This is a genomic window from Paenibacillus lupini, from assembly GCF_011761355.1.
Lineage (GTDB): Bacteria > Bacillota > Bacilli > Paenibacillales > Paenibacillaceae > Pristimantibacillus > Pristimantibacillus lupini.
In genome coordinates this window covers 240,879-255,188 of record NZ_JAASRW010000003.1, presented here as the reverse complement: position 1 = coordinate 255,188, position 14,310 = coordinate 240,879, and the positions used below count along the sequence as shown (strand labels likewise).

At 36.7% G+C, this 14,310-nt stretch carries 14 protein-coding genes; all 14 read right to left on the bottom strand.

Translation table 11 applies throughout. The features are described 5' to 3' along the window. Positions 1–7: 7 nt before the first annotated feature. The gene (locus FHS17_RS10750; RefSeq protein WP_167278411.1) at positions 8–1,471 is read right to left on the bottom strand and encodes a lipopolysaccharide biosynthesis protein; all 1,464 of its coding nucleotides are present in this window, start codon (positions 1,469–1,471) and stop codon (positions 8–10) included. A gap of 31 nt (positions 1,472–1,502) precedes the next feature. Next, positions 1,503–2,477, bottom strand: coding sequence for a phosphoribosyltransferase (locus tag FHS17_RS10745; RefSeq protein ID WP_167278410.1), 975 nt, complete (start codon positions 2,475–2,477; stop codon positions 1,503–1,505). A 5-nt stretch (positions 2,478–2,482) separates the two neighbouring features. Further along, positions 2,483–3,502 (bottom strand): glycosyltransferase family 2 protein, encoded by a 1,020-nt coding sequence (locus tag FHS17_RS10740; protein WP_167278409.1) that lies wholly within the window; start codon positions 3,500–3,502, stop codon positions 2,483–2,485. A gap of 88 nt (positions 3,503–3,590) precedes the next feature. Then, positions 3,591–4,169: an acyltransferase gene (locus tag FHS17_RS10735; protein WP_167278408.1), complete on the bottom strand. Its 579-nt coding sequence runs from the start codon at positions 4,167–4,169 to the stop codon at positions 3,591–3,593. A gap of 80 nt (positions 4,170–4,249) precedes the next feature. Further along, positions 4,250–5,317 carry an EpsG family protein gene (locus tag FHS17_RS10730; protein WP_167278407.1) on the bottom strand — a complete coding sequence of 356 codons (1,068 nt, stop codon included), beginning with the start codon at positions 5,315–5,317 and terminating at the stop codon, positions 4,250–4,252. A 2-nt stretch (positions 5,318–5,319) separates the two neighbouring features. Beyond that, complete coding sequence (locus FHS17_RS10725; RefSeq protein ID WP_167278406.1) at positions 5,320–6,267, bottom strand: glycosyltransferase; 948 nt, start codon at positions 6,265–6,267, stop codon at positions 5,320–5,322. After that, positions 6,260–7,477 carry a glycosyltransferase gene (locus FHS17_RS10720; RefSeq protein ID WP_167278405.1) on the bottom strand — a complete coding sequence of 406 codons (1,218 nt, stop codon included), beginning with the start codon at positions 7,475–7,477 and terminating at the stop codon, positions 6,260–6,262. Before FHS17_RS10720 ends, FHS17_RS10725 begins: the two co-directional genes overlap by 8 nt. Positions 7,478–7,489: 12 nt before the next feature. After that, positions 7,490–8,755: a glycosyltransferase family 4 protein gene (locus FHS17_RS10715; RefSeq protein ID WP_167278404.1), complete on the bottom strand. Its 1,266-nt coding sequence runs from the start codon at positions 8,753–8,755 to the stop codon at positions 7,490–7,492. A 3-nt stretch (positions 8,756–8,758) separates the two neighbouring features. Further along, complete coding sequence (gene gmd / locus FHS17_RS10710; protein ID WP_167278403.1) at positions 8,759–9,853, bottom strand: GDP-mannose 4,6-dehydratase; 1,095 nt, start codon at positions 9,851–9,853, stop codon at positions 8,759–8,761. 32 nt (positions 9,854–9,885) lie between these two features. Continuing rightward, positions 9,886–10,824 (bottom strand): GDP-L-fucose synthase, encoded by a 939-nt coding sequence (gene fcl, locus FHS17_RS10705; RefSeq protein WP_167278402.1) that lies wholly within the window; start codon positions 10,822–10,824, stop codon positions 9,886–9,888. A 20-nt stretch (positions 10,825–10,844) separates the two neighbouring features. Continuing rightward, positions 10,845–11,546 (bottom strand): sugar transferase, encoded by a 702-nt coding sequence (locus FHS17_RS10700; RefSeq protein WP_208420325.1) that lies wholly within the window; start codon positions 11,544–11,546, stop codon positions 10,845–10,847. Between the two features lie 18 nt (positions 11,547–11,564). Continuing rightward, positions 11,565–12,452, bottom strand: a complete 888-nt coding sequence (gene galU / locus FHS17_RS10695; RefSeq protein WP_167278401.1) for a UTP--glucose-1-phosphate uridylyltransferase GalU — start codon at positions 12,450–12,452, stop codon at positions 11,565–11,567. A gap of 273 nt (positions 12,453–12,725) precedes the next feature. Further along, positions 12,726–13,418 carry a CpsD/CapB family tyrosine-protein kinase gene (locus FHS17_RS10690; protein ID WP_167278400.1) on the bottom strand — a complete coding sequence of 231 codons (693 nt, stop codon included), beginning with the start codon at positions 13,416–13,418 and terminating at the stop codon, positions 12,726–12,728. Further along, complete coding sequence (locus FHS17_RS10685) at positions 13,399–14,169, bottom strand: Wzz/FepE/Etk N-terminal domain-containing protein (protein WP_167278399.1); 771 nt, start codon at positions 14,167–14,169, stop codon at positions 13,399–13,401. The genes FHS17_RS10690 and FHS17_RS10685 overlap by 20 nt, the downstream gene beginning before the upstream one ends. Positions 14,170–14,310 lie beyond the last annotated feature (141 nt).

Genomic DNA, 14,310 nt, shown 5'->3' with positions numbered 1-14,310 from the left:
CTAACACTCATAGCCCTATATCAAATTGTTTTCCAGACCGAAGTTTTTTCCCTCTAACTAAATGAAGCACCATTGTATGCTGTTTAGTTACAAATAGACCTAGAGTAAATGCCGTCAAACATATTGTACCCTTATATAAGATAGAAAATATCAGACCATCAATCTGTACTAAGGTTGCTATAAACAAAGCAACAGAAGTAATTAATACAACTATAAAATCTGGTATCATCTTCTTTATAAATTCCAAGTAATTATTTTCAAGCCCATATTTCACGAGAACATAGTAAGCGATAAAAAAGTGTAGCATGTATGCAATTGTTACATTCATAGCAACTACACTAATATCCTTATACAAAATTCCGATCGTAATTGCTATTATTGTAATTAAAGAATTTATTAATCCTGTCTTAAATAATAATTTTGTATACCCTAAACTTTGAAAAACAGCTCCAGTGCTAGAAGTTATCATTTGTGGCCAGACTGATAGTGCCAAAAATTTAAAAACAGTAACAGTACTTAACCATTCCTTACCGAACATTATTAGAATAATTTCCCTCGCACTAAAAAAGCAAAAAATAGTTATAAAAGCCCCAACTAGAGAGAGAAGCTTCACTACTTTCATGTATTGTTTAAAAATATACTTTTTGTTATCTTGAAAATCTGACAATATGGGAAGTAATATTGGATTAATTACTCCTGTCAACATACTCAACGGATATAACATAAGCCTATAGCCTTTATCGTAATATCCTAATGCCGCACTACCCAAATATCTACCTATTAATAAATTATCTAAATTTCTTGAAAAATAATTAACAAAATTAAATGAAAATTGAAACATTGAGAAATCCTTTATTTTTTTAATACTAGAGGTGTTAAACTTTATACTTGGTTTCAATGGGACACTAATGACATTCCAAATGAATGTAATTAATGCAATAAATACTGAATTGTAAACAATAGCATAATATCTAAAATCCAAAAATGCTAATATTATTGTCAGAACTGCTCCCAGAATTGATATTACAATTGTACGAATTCCTAAGGAAAAGAAACGTTTGTTTTTTAATAAGATAGCGTTAGGAACTATATTTAAAGTATCGAAAAACAATGAAAGCGAAAGAATAGCTCCTATGCTAATATATACATGATTAGAATAAATATGAGAAAGAGGTATTGAAAACAATGAAAACAAAATGGATAAGGCAATAGCCAAATATACAGTAAATGAAAATATATTATTTATATCTTGATTAGAAAGTGATTTATTCTGTATTATAGCTGCACCTAAGCCCATATCTGCAAACATCATAAAAAACGTTGTGAAAACAGTTATTACTGCCACAACTCCAAAATCATCAGGAGTTAATATTCTGGCTAATATTGAAGTAAATAGAATCTGTATAGCCACACTAATATATCTTGAACTTAAATTTATTACAGCTGCTTTTTTAATGGACATCTCTGTCATTAATTCATTTCCTTTTTTACTTTTCATATAATTAACGAATTAAATGATAAAAGTATTTAATTGAATTATAAAATGGTTTGGGTAGTCTCTTAACAATACGGGTAATGTATGATTTTTTCAAAGAAGCATTATAAAACGAAGATATAATTGAATTTTTGTTAAAAAATTCATTTGAATCGACACAGTAAACCGGTTTTTTTGTTAGCTCATGAATTTTTATCGCTTGATTACGATCACTTTCATAAAAAAGCTCCTGACCAGATTTTTTATAGACCTCGGCTTTAAACGAAGCATGTGCACCTAACCTTTGTCTCTCCTCTTTAGTAGGAAGATCCAGCATTAGTAGGTTTTCGTAAACTACCCCATTGTTCTTTAACCATACTTCAGTTTCTGGTCTATATTTCTCTAGTCTACTTGTTACTAATGAATTTATCTTCCCCGTTGGAATTATGTAAGGCAAAGCATTAAGCAAGAAGTTATTATACTTCTCTCCATCATCATTTTCCTCCTCTGTAGGATCAATACATAATACTCCATCAATATCAAAGCAAGAGTTCCCAACTATTGAATGATGGAATATATTCCATTCAAAAATTCTTGGTGTAGGGACATATTCTAAAGTAATATCTACATCGTCCCGCACTTTTTCACTGGTATAAACAGCTAAGGTTGTAATCTTTTCTCTAATATTAAAAGGTATCTTTGATATTTCATTCGATAGAGATTTCCCACTACAAATGCTATCATCTATAATTAGTATTTTTTTCGCATCACTTGGGTATATAATCTCGTCTTTACTATTTCTAGTGGATCCAGTTTTAAGTGCAATATTATTAATTAAGGAGTCAATATCACAACACTTTTTATTTAGTATTAGTGAGATCATATACGCAGGTAACATCCCACTTCTCGGTATACCTACAATTAGATCATATTTTGATGTTTGAAATCTTGAAACATTTTTTCGAATTAAACGATTCAAATCAGAGTAACTTCTGTATTCCATGAAATTTATACCTCCACTTCTAATCCAAATGTTTCATTTACTTTTTCTCTAACTTCATGCTCGATAAAATACCTCTTCTTTCTAAACAAAGAGAACAGTCGATTAACTTTTTTCAAGCTGTTAAAAGAAACTAACTTTATAAACGGGTGAAACTCTAAGTACATTATTAATTTTTCTTTTTTTGTCAATCCTCTAAATTTCTCGAGATTATATTTAGCCTCATTTATATATTCTTTATTCTTTGACTTAATAGCTACATCGAGTAAAACTCCGTAATGATAACCGTAAAACATATTTTTTTCATTTTTATCAAGCGCATCTAGAACATAATTAAACTTCGACCAGTAATGCTGCTTAGTAGCCAAAAAGCCTTTATATTCAGGAATATTGTCGGTTCCGTTCTTTGCCTTAACGATAAGAGGTTCATCAATATTTTTAATTTTAAAAATCTCTAAATATCTTAATAAAAACTCTAAGTCTTGATGCCTTCTAAAACTTTCATCAAACCCGTTTAACCTTTCTAATGCACTTTTTACAACGAAAAGATTACTACCTGTACCAATACTATTTTCATTTAATAAAATATCTTTCTGCACTAGCTCCTTGTCAGCATGAATAACACCTGATATTTCCTGGAAAGAGTTGGTCAATATTACATTACAATATACTGCGTCATATAAGTGATTTTGTTCAAGAACTTCGACACTCTTTTTAACCCTATCAGGCAGATAAAAATCATCATCATCTAGAAAACAAATATACTCACCTGATGAATGAGAAATTCCAGTGTTACGTGCAGCTGAACCATTTTTATTACATTCATGCTTAATGTATTTAATATTTTTAAAGTCAAACTCTTTCATAATTTTCTGCGTTTTTTGCCTGTCTTTAGACTGGGGATCATTATCATCTACTACAATAATCTCAATAGGACTGTACGTCTGCTTAATAATACTTTCAATTGCACGTGAAAGCTTATCAGCCCCTCTATAGGTTGGGACTATAACACTAACTAACTGATTCAATTAATATCCCACCACTTCTAGCAGAATGAAGAACTATAATAAAAGGCGTTACGATTTTCTGGATAATTATTAAAGTTAATGGAACTTGCTATTTGATCTTTTTTATCACTCTACCTGGATTTCCTACAATAATACTATTTTCTTCAAAATGACCACTCACGACTGCCCCAGCTCCAACAACACAACCGTCTCCTAACACGGTACCTTTTAAAATTATACTGTTACAACCAATAAAACAATTTTTACCTATGTGTATTTCTTTGGAAGGTATTAGATCATCCTCTTCTGTTACTTGATAACTCGTCATTAATTTATTTCGTGCCTCAATCTCAATTGGATGAAAATCATTATCAAGAATTTTGCAATTCCCACCGATTAAAGTATTATCACCTATATAAATAGCCTTTCTAGAATATATCGTAGCACCTGATATACCGACGTTATTCCCAACTTTTATTACTGCCTGTGGAGTCCGTGTCACAATTATTGTACGACTATAAAGACCCACTAAGTTTGATAAAAACGATGAATTAATAATTACATTATCACCAATAGTAAGATTAGCACCACGTTTATTGAAAATAAGAGGAAATCCATGAAGGGTCAACTTATTCCCATATCTAATTCTTAATATTTTTAAAATAAGCTTATAAAAATTTGAAATCATTACAACACTCTCCATAAGAATCATAATTTTAATTTTGATTCAAATAATTCATCTCCTATATTTACATTAAATATCATAATTCACTCTATAAAGTTAAATGACCCTTTATACGGAATAAAATAGTTAGAGTCATTAGATGTAAACTGGCTTAATGAGAGAATGAAAAATCCTAACATGCAATAAATGCAAATTACCCCTATTAATCTTCGATCACTAATATTAAAGTTCTTTATAAACGTATATGGCAATGTAGTAATAAAAGGCATAAATGTAAATGCTAAGCGACTAGATACCCCAGCATGTGCAAGCATAAAAATTAAACATAAATACAGCATTTGTCCGATTTGTAATATTTCAATTATTTCATTCTTCTCAGCGGCACCACGTTTAGATATAAGGAGTTGTACGATAAATATTAGTAGTAGAACATAATCCATAACTCCACCAGCATTACTATAGTTTCCTCCAGTTGTAGTCGAATAGTTCTGATATGATATTGGAAGATATTGATTTATCTGCCCTATTAATTGACCAACTACATTCACAGAACCTAATAATACACAGAAAACTGTAATGAAAATTTTCATACGATTTGGAATAGACTTTTTCATAATTAAAAACAAAAAAATTGGAATGGCTATACTAGCCCCGTAATGAAAACAGGAAGCGAGAATAATAAGTACTAAAGACCTCTTAGATTTTCTTTGCTCTATATAATAAGCTAATGCATAAAACACTATACAACCTGCTAAGAATTGTCTCATTACCGACATTGATGTTATAAAAACAACTCCGTAAAAGGCTGACAAGAATAGCGCTTTCTCAAAATTGCTTTTACAATACTTCTTTACACCGTTATATAAGAAAATGAATGACAAAAAAGCATAAATAAAGAATACTGCTTTATAGCTCATTCCCATTTGATATACTAATTTTGAAATCCAAATATACGTAAATTCAATATCGAACTTCCAGCCCTTATTAATATATTCAAATGCATTAATGTATACACCGTCATCTACAGCTAAAGAATCTCTAAAAGCATAAGTTGAACCTAATAACAAAAAAGCAATTACAACAAATCCTTCTTTTTTTGAAAATAGAACTATGCTCACTGTTAATAAAAATAAACAAATATAAAAAATCATAATTAGTTCCTTCCAATGAGAAGATCATTCTTTGTTCTACTGATAAATGTTTTTGCGCTTAGAATGTTATATTTAGCAGAGAATGCCTCAATTGAATCTACCTTTGATTTTTTGAATATATGCTTCATATAAACAATCATAGCTATATATTTAATACAACGCAGAAATCTTGAGATTATAAACATTCTATTATTAGAAATAAAATCGTATCTACCATTAGTTAAACCAATTATTAAGCGCGTCATATATTCGCTTGATAATCTACTCGCAGGAATTATATGTTTTAAGCGCATATTGTAATTACAAACATATTTATAACCTTGAGCAAAAACTCTATTGCTTAACTCTGTATCTTCACCAGAAGATAAACTATTTTTAGTCCTTCCAGTTAATACAAGCCACCCTTCCTTATCAATAACTTTTAGCGCCTCAACTTTAACACACATCCCTGCACCCATTGGAATCAAATTAGGTTTAGAACCCTTAATATCTTCTTCTTTTAAATGTGTACATGCAAGATTATGATACATGGCATGAAGACAGTGAAGTTCCTCATTAGTTAATTCATCTATGCAGCATGCAATAACAGCGCCATTTATTACTCCAGCATTCGGATTCTCTTCTATTGTTCTTTGTAACTCAATTAACCAGTCACATTGCAACAAATTATCATCATCAACAAAGATAACCCAATCAGTCTGAGCCTTAGATGCGTGTCTTCGTGCATTGGAAAGACCTTGTTTTTCCTCAAAACAATAGTTTATTAATGGGTGTTTTAGTGAGTGTTCGAGAATAATATCTTTCGTATTATCTGTAGACTTATTATCCACTATCATAATTTCATGAACTAATTCGTGAAGATTATTTTGCTTCAACAAAGCCTCAATAACAAGTGATATAAATCTACTTCCGTTATAAGTACAAACAACAATTGTAAACGGTTTACTCATAACTCCACTCCTCGGATCTCATAACAAATTTCAATATTCTATGCGCTTGGGATATATTATTTTTATTATTTTTAATGAAATCTCTCGCTTCAGCTCCCAGTCTATCTCGATCAACTTCTGACATTTTTAATAAATTTAATATAGATTCTGTAAGAGATTCATTGTTTTTTATAATACTCAGATGCTGATAATACTCATCCGGTATCCCATCTAGTTTGTAAGTTAATACTGGTGTACCAGACGCCATGTATTCAAATAGTTTTGAAGGAAAACAATACGCCGAAGCTGCTTCATCTGGAAGTCGCATATTAATTAACATAGTTGCTTCTTGTTGTTTTAGCAGTACATCCTCTCTTGAGGGAAGAAATCCAAAATACTTTATTCTCGAATCCTCTTGTGCTTGCTCTCTGATATATTCACTATCTTTTCCTCCGCCAGTAATCCATAATTCAAAGTCTGGTTCATTTATCGTTCTAAATGAATTAATTAACCGATCCAGACCATACTTTTTATCTATCAATCCAGAATATAGTAATGCTCTTGTTGAATTGCTTCTTTCTAAAAAAGAGAGTTCTTTTGTATCAAACGAACCCTCCATAAGAATCCATTTCTCATTTTCAATATTCAAATATTCAGCCATTTTAGAGGCATATAATATAAAGCCATTAAAGTCCTTTTGCATTTTCTTTATTTGGAGCCAATCAATTTTCTTTAAAAATTCTTTCACTTTGCTTTGTCCTAAATCCATATACTGCGGCAAATCAGTTACGATTAGAAATATCTTTGCAGAAGGTATTAGTTTTTTCACTTCACAAGCTGCAGCCATCACTGAGGACCTCATGGAATATACAAAAACAATTAATTCTTCATTTTGATATAGCTCTTCAACCCACTTTCTAGCTGCTTTAATCATTTCTTTCTTGCATGTAAGTCGATTTATGTACTTCCTGTTTTTATATCCTACACTTACATCATAGGCGCCTTCTTTATGCGACCATACCACTTCTTTTACTATTTTATCTTTATAAATTGGATATGGAGGAAGGACACTTCCATTAATAGAATCAAACACTAATCCTGTTACTTCTTCTAATCCTGATAGTATATTCTGTTGCGAGACTTGTGCTGACGCTAAACTGTAACCTTTCTCTGCTTTACTTTTGAACTCCTCATCACTCTCAAGACAACCTATCCATAGTAATCTTTTCATTTTTTATCTTCCTTAACAGGACGTTATTTCCTTAATATATTTTCTTATAGAAACATCTTTAGTTAAATTTTTAGTCAAATAACCTCTTGCATGTTTACTCATCTCAGCATGAATATTATTTTCTTTTTCATTTAGAAACTGTTCAATAATCGCTTCGACCTCACCGTAATTACCTGGCTCAGTTACATAGCCACATCCGGTCTCTTCAATTATTAAGCGTGCTTCTGATCCTTCTTCTAGCACACCTAATATTGGCTTGCCCGCTGCCATAATTCCGTACAGCTTACTTGGAACAGATACTCCCTTAATTCCCTTGGCATTAATACACCAATGAACATCACCAGCATTAAGACTATAGATCAGATCTGATTTCTTCTGATAAGGGATAAAGGTTACATTAGTTAGATTGTACTCATCCTTGTAAGAGACAAGATTATTTAACACCGATCCTTCTCCAATAAAGGCAAATACAACGTCTTCACGATCCTTGAATTCCTTAATGACATGCATCATATTCTCAAGATCGTAGTAGAGACCAATATTACCGGAATACATAATAACGAACTTATTTTCTAATCCGTGTTTCTTCTTAAATGCTAGTACTTGCTCATGATCAGGTGACAATGGGTAAATTTCCTTCTCATCAATCCAGTTATTAATGAAGGAGTGATTAGGAACCTTCTTCCCTTTGAATCTTTCTTTCACGGTTTCTACCATATCACGGCCAACAACAATGACTTTGTCGGAAGCTTTACAGCTAAATTTATCGAACCATAACATCGCATTTAGAATCATTTTGTTCTTGCTATAGCCAACAGCCATGGTCTGCTCTGGGTTGAAGTCCTGAATGTTGTAAATATACTTGGCACGCTTCATCCATTTGCCCCAAACCCCGATAAGGCCTCCAAGTACAGGCGGTTGCGAGATCGAATAGACATAATCCATCTTGCCAGCCTTGAACGTTGCCATCATTGCACCCACGAAGTACGCAAGAATGTTCTTAATTCTGCTTACTTTGCTGCTCTTTGTGAATTCTGGTACACGAATTCGTATCACTTTGACGCCATTAATTTCTTCGAAATAGAAGAATTTAGTTTTATATTCGTCAGCAACTGTACCTGTATACGAAGGAACCACACAAATGACTGTAATATCGAAGGAATCCAGCATCCCTTCGGCCAGTTCCTTCAGGATCTGGCCTGTCGATGCTACATCCGGATGATAATAATGAGCATAGATAAGCAGCTTTTTCTTTACTTTTGATTCGAGGGTAGCCATTGTCTACACTAGCACCCCATCGAACATTTTTCTGCTTCCTTCTTCCGAGGTTACTTTGGCCATATCGTATTTCACCATGATGCTTACAAGCTCCTCGAAAGAGGTCTTCGTTGGGTTCCAGCCTAGCAATGTTCTTGCTTTGGTAGGGTCGCCAAGTAATTGTTCTACTTCTGCCGGTCTGAAGAAAGTTGGGTCTACTTCAACAATCACTTCGCCTGTGTTTTTGTTGATACCCTTCTCGTCTACCCCATTACCCTGCCATTCGATATTGACCCCCACATGCTTGAATGCCAGCTCTACAAACTCACGAACAGAGTGCATCTCACCTGTAGCAATAACGAAATCTTCCGGTTTGTCATGCTGAAGAATCAACCACATACATTCTACATAATCCCTTGCATAGCCCCAATCGCGCAGGGAATCCAGGTTGCCAAGCATCAGCTTCTGTTGTTTGCCTTGTGCAATGCGAGCAGCAGCGAGGGTGATTTTACGAGTAACAAACGTTTCACCGCGGCGTTCCGACTCATGATTGAATAGAATTCCGTTAACGGCGAACATGTTATAGGATTCACGATAGTTCTTCGTAATCCAGAATCCATAAATCTTCGCAACGCCATACGGAGAGCGAGGATAGAACGGAGTTGTTTCTTTCTGAGGAACTTCTTGAACTTTGCCGTAAAGCTCAGAAGTAGAAGCTTGATAGACGCGGGTTTTTTCTGTTAGACCCAAAAACTTTACCGCTTCAAGAATATTCAAAGTACCCTTGCCGTCTACATCTAAGGTATAGCCAGGCATATCGAAGGATACACGTACATGCGATTGTGCTGCCAGGTTATAGATTTCATCTGGTTGAATCTCACTAATAAGGCGAGTAATATTCAGTCCATCTGTTACATCGCCATAATGGAGATGGAAGTTTTGGTTATTCAGAATGCTCTTAGCTTCCTCTTCCGTAAGGAGATCTTCCAGACGTTCTTGGTTATAGGACGAGCTGCGGCGAATAACGCCATGTACTTCATAACCCTTCTCCAAAAGGAATTCTGCCAAATAGGAACCATCTTGTCCTGTTACACCAGTAATTAACGCACGCTTAGTCATCGTTTCCACTCCTCTATTATCTATCTCTAATTTTATTGTCTAACAAGGTAATCATTCTGAAAGGTTTCGTAAACCGCCTTGATCCCGTCCTCAAGAGGAATGGATGCCTTCCAGCCAAGCCCATTAATCTTAGTGACATCAACCAATTTCCTTGGCGTGCCGTCAGGAGCAGATGTATTAAATACAATCTCTCCTTCATATCCAACTACCTCTTTGATGAGGTAAGCTAACTCTTTGATAGAGATATCTTCACCTACACCAATATTGACAATCTCATTCTCTTCGTACGTATTCATCAGGAAGAGACAAGCATCTGCCAAGTCATCGGAGTGCAGGAATTCTCTGCGAGGTGTTCCGGTTCCCCATACCTCTACTTCTGGTGATTGATTAACTTTCGCTTCATGGAACTTACGGATAAGTGCAGGAAGGACATGCGAAGTCTTGAGGTCGAAGTTATCATTAGGTCCATACATGTTCGTTGGCATAACGGAGATGTACTGGGTACCATATTGACGGTTATAGGATTGGCACATTGTAATGCCTGCAATCTTTGCAATCGCGTAAGGCTCATTCGTAGGTTCGAGTACACCCGTGAGCAAGTATTCTTCCTTCATTGGCTGTGGAGCAAACTTCGGATAGATACAAGTCGAGCCTAGGAACAGCAACTTCTTCACATTATTGCGATATGCGGCATCAATGACATTCGTCTGAATCAAGATATTGTCACGGATAAAGTCTGCCGGATACTCATTGTTTGCTACGATACCACCAACCTTAGCAGCCGCTAGGAATACATATTCGATTCCCTCTTCCTCGAAGAAAGAAAGAACCCGATCTCTATTCAATAGATCGAGTTCAGCACGGGTGCGATAGACAAGATTGTGATAGCCCTTAGCCTCAAGAGCTCTTAGAATGGCAGAACCCACCAATCCTCTGTGTCCTGCTACAAAAATCTTAGAATGTAATTCCACTCTCTATCCACTCCTTCTCTCTAGTATGCGTCTTCCGATCCGACCATGGCTTTCGCCGTCTTCATGATGATCTGCAGATCGAGCAACACATTTCTTTTCTCTATATACTCAAGATCCAGCTCCACCATTTCTTTGAAACCAAGCTCATTCCGTCCGCTTACTTGCCACAGTCCGGTACAGCCTGGCTTCACACGAAGGCGGAGTTTATCATAGCTGCTGTATTCAGCCACTTCTCGCGGAAGAGGCGGGCGAGGGCCTACGAGCGACATATTGCCTCGCACCACATTCCATAATTGCGGAAGTTCATCGATGCTGGTACGACGGATAAACCTGCCAATAGTTGTAATTCTTGGGTCATGTTTCATCTTGAACATGTGACCTTCTATCTCATTCTTATGTAAGAGCTCTGTTAATAAGTCCTCTGCATTCGGAACCATAGAGCGAAATTTAAACATTCGGAAATTCTTTTCATTGATTCCAACCCGATTCTGATAGAAGAAGACAGGTGCTTTCGGGTTCTCCAGCTTAATCAAGAGAGCTATAACAAGTAATAATGGTGATAATATCATTAGCCCACATGCTGCACCAACAAGATCAATCATTCGTTTAACCATAAGATAAGTCCGCTTGGCACTTCTGGTCTGAGCTTGAGCTTTATGTGCAATAGATACATGGCTGTCAAATGTCATCTCGGATTCTTTCCGAAGAGGCGATAACGCCATACAATAATCTCCCCCGTATTAATTCGATTTATGGATAAGCTCTTTCTGTAATATCTCTTTCATTGCTTCCAGCAATGGACCTTTTAACGATTCGTTCCGCAGCGCAAAATCTAGTGTTGTTGTAATAAAACCTAACTTCTCGCCAACATCATAACGTTTACCTTCGAATTCATAAGCATAGACGCCTTCGGATTCATTCAGCTTCTGAATAGCATCGGTTAGCTGAATCTCGCCGCCGGCACCTTTCTCTTGCTTCTGCAAAAACTTAAAAATTTCCGGAGTTAGAACATAACGGCCCATAATAGCAAGATTAGACTTTGTTGTACCAGGAGTCGGTTTTTCAATAAATCGATCAACCAGGCTTAACAAACCATTCTTCTCGCTGTACTCCACAATGCCATATCGCTCGGTCTCGTTCATCGGAACAGGCTTCACTCCGATAACGGATCTTCCTGTCTGCTCGAATTGATCCATCAGCTGTCTTGTACAAGGAATTTTGGCATCGACGATATCGTCACCAAGCAGAACAGCAAAAGGTTCATCTCCAATGAAATTGCGGGCACACCATACCGCATGACCAAGACCCTTCGCTTCCTTCTGGCGGATGAAATGGATATCGACCTTCGAAGATTTCTGCACTTCATTTAGCAGAGTGAACTTGCCTTTCTCAAACAGGTTCTGTTCAAGCTCGAAGGCGTTATCGAAGTGGTCTTCGATCGCACGTTTACCTTTACCCGTAACGATAATAATGTCTTCGATTCCAGAGGCAACAGCTTCCTCCACAATGTACTGAATGGTAGGCTTGTCGACAATCGGAAGCATTTCCTTCGGCATTGCTTTAGTTGCCGGCAGGAACCGGGTTCCTAAACCTGCAGCTGGGATAATCGCCTTCTTAACTTTCATCATTGTTTTTTCCCTCTCTTTTCTTTCTTCTCTCTCTAATTTGTCTATGTATGTTGGTATTGATTGGATAAACATGAGGTATAAATATACGAGCTATGCCTTCCTTCGGCAGGAAAACATAGCTCGAACATTTATTACATATAAACGGGGCATTAAACCCCTCCTCACATCACACCCTTGGCAATCATGCCTAAGGTCTAATAAGACCCACAGTGTGACCGAGTACCTGCAGTGATAAAGGTGCAGCAGGCATTACCTTAAGCCATTCAGCTTACTTTACTTCCCGTCAGCACCGTAGTAATAGTAATAAGCCTCTTCATTGGAACGGCGCTTCACATTGTTTAGTACAACCCCAAGAATGCGGGCATTTACATTTTGTAAATTCTGAATCGCTCTTTGTGCGAATTGACGTTTTACTCTGCCTTGATCAACGACCAGGACAACACCATCACTCTTAGCTGATGCAATCTGTGCGTCAGTCACTGCCAGCAGGGGCGGCGTATCGATAAGTACAATATCGTATATACCTTTTAGTTCATCGAGCAAAGCGGTCATCCGCTTGGACGCTAGCATCTCAGCCGGATTCGGAGGAATCGGACCGGACGTCATGATATCCAGATTCGGTATATCCGAGGATTGAAGAGCCTCTTGCAGGGTGCATTGCTGTGAGATCACCGAGGACAAGCCAAAGCGGTTAGAAATTTGGAACGACTTATGTGCTGTAGGCTTTCGCATATCGGCATCGATCAGTAAGACCTTGCGGTCAGATTGGCTGAAAGCTACAGCCAGGTTCGCGATGGTGGTAGACTTCCCTTCACCTGGACCGGCGGATGAAACCATAATGACCTGCAGCGCTTCATCCACCGAAGCGAATTCGATATTCGTCCGAAGAGTCCGGTACGTCTCTGATACTGGGGAACGTGGATTGACTACTGTAATGAGCCGACGTCTACTCTCCGATTGTGACATTCTCGAACCCTCCCGCCTGTTGTCTGTCTGCCCTACGACCACTATTTGTACCGGTAAATTCATTCGCATCTACCCGTGCAACCATCGCTAATGTTGGCTGACCCAAGTAACGCAGTACATCGGCTTCCGTCTTAATTGTGTCATCCATATACTCGAGCAAGAAGGCTAAGCCAACTGCTACCATAAGGGATACCACGAAACTGATGATGACGTTCAGCACCACGTTTGGTCCGACAGGAGCAGGCTGATCATCTACCACCGCTTCATTCAGGATGGATACGTTCTCGATGTTGAAGATATTCGGGATTTCCTTCTGGAAAACAATTGAGATTGCGTTAACGATCTCCGCCGCTTGCTTATATGACACATCCTGAACAGCTAGTGTCATAACCTGAGTATCGTTCACGGAACTCACTTGAATCTTCTCTGCAAGTTCCTTAGCCGATAATCCAAGCTGTGGATACTGCTCAGCTACCTTACCCAGAATTGCAGGAGTCTTGATGACCTCTTTATAGGTATCTATCATCTTAATGTTAGAGTTAATTTGATTCAGATCCAGTTGACCAAGAGAAAGCTGCTGCTGACTGTTCTGATTCACAACAATCTTAGTCGAAGCCTCGTAGATTGGATCCTTAAACAACTTGGTATAAACGCCTGCTGCTACTGTACATACCAGAACAAAAATGACAATCAGTGCCATTCTCTTCCTCACGATTAGAAAATACTCGCGTAAATCTAGTTCCTCAGACACTATATACCTCCTTCTGTAAGCCTAGTTGTCTTATGTAATTTTACTACTATAGTCCTAAGTTATAAAGGTAAAAATTGTTAATAGTGCTTAATTCTTAATATTTTTCAATAAAAAACCCTCTTCCCATCAACAGCAAGTCTG

Excerpts from the sequence above, each read along its gene's own strand:
- FHS17_RS10750 (WP_167278411.1), bottom strand. The coding sequence starts at position 1,471 with ATGACAGAGATGTCCATTAAAAAAGCAGCTGTAATAAATTTAAGTTCA.
- FHS17_RS10745 (WP_167278410.1), bottom strand. The coding sequence starts at position 2,477 with ATGGAATACAGAAGTTACTCTGATTTGAATCGTTTAATTCGAAAAAAT.
- FHS17_RS10735 (WP_167278408.1), bottom strand. The coding sequence starts at position 4,169 with ATGATTTCAAATTTTTATAAGCTTATTTTAAAAATATTAAGAATTAGA.
- FHS17_RS10730 (WP_167278407.1), bottom strand. The coding sequence starts at position 5,317 with ATGATTTTTTATATTTGTTTATTTTTATTAACAGTGAGCATAGTTCTA.
- FHS17_RS10725 (WP_167278406.1), bottom strand. The coding sequence starts at position 6,267 with ATGAGTAAACCGTTTACAATTGTTGTTTGTACTTATAACGGAAGTAGA.
- FHS17_RS10720 (WP_167278405.1), bottom strand. The coding sequence starts at position 7,477 with ATGAAAAGATTACTATGGATAGGTTGTCTTGAGAGTGATGAGGAGTTC.
- FHS17_RS10715 (WP_167278404.1), bottom strand. The coding sequence starts at position 8,755 with ATGGCTACCCTCGAATCAAAAGTAAAGAAAAAGCTGCTTATCTATGCT.
- gmd (WP_167278403.1), bottom strand. The coding sequence starts at position 9,853 with ATGACTAAGCGTGCGTTAATTACTGGTGTAACAGGACAAGATGGTTCC.
- FHS17_RS10700 (WP_208420325.1), bottom strand. The coding sequence starts at position 11,546 with ATGGCGTTATCGCCTCTTCGGAAAGAATCCGAGATGACATTTGACAGC.
- galU (WP_167278401.1), bottom strand. The coding sequence starts at position 12,452 with ATGATGAAAGTTAAGAAGGCGATTATCCCAGCTGCAGGTTTAGGAACC.
- FHS17_RS10690 (WP_167278400.1), bottom strand. The coding sequence starts at position 13,418 with ATGTCACAATCGGAGAGTAGACGTCGGCTCATTACAGTAGTCAATCCA.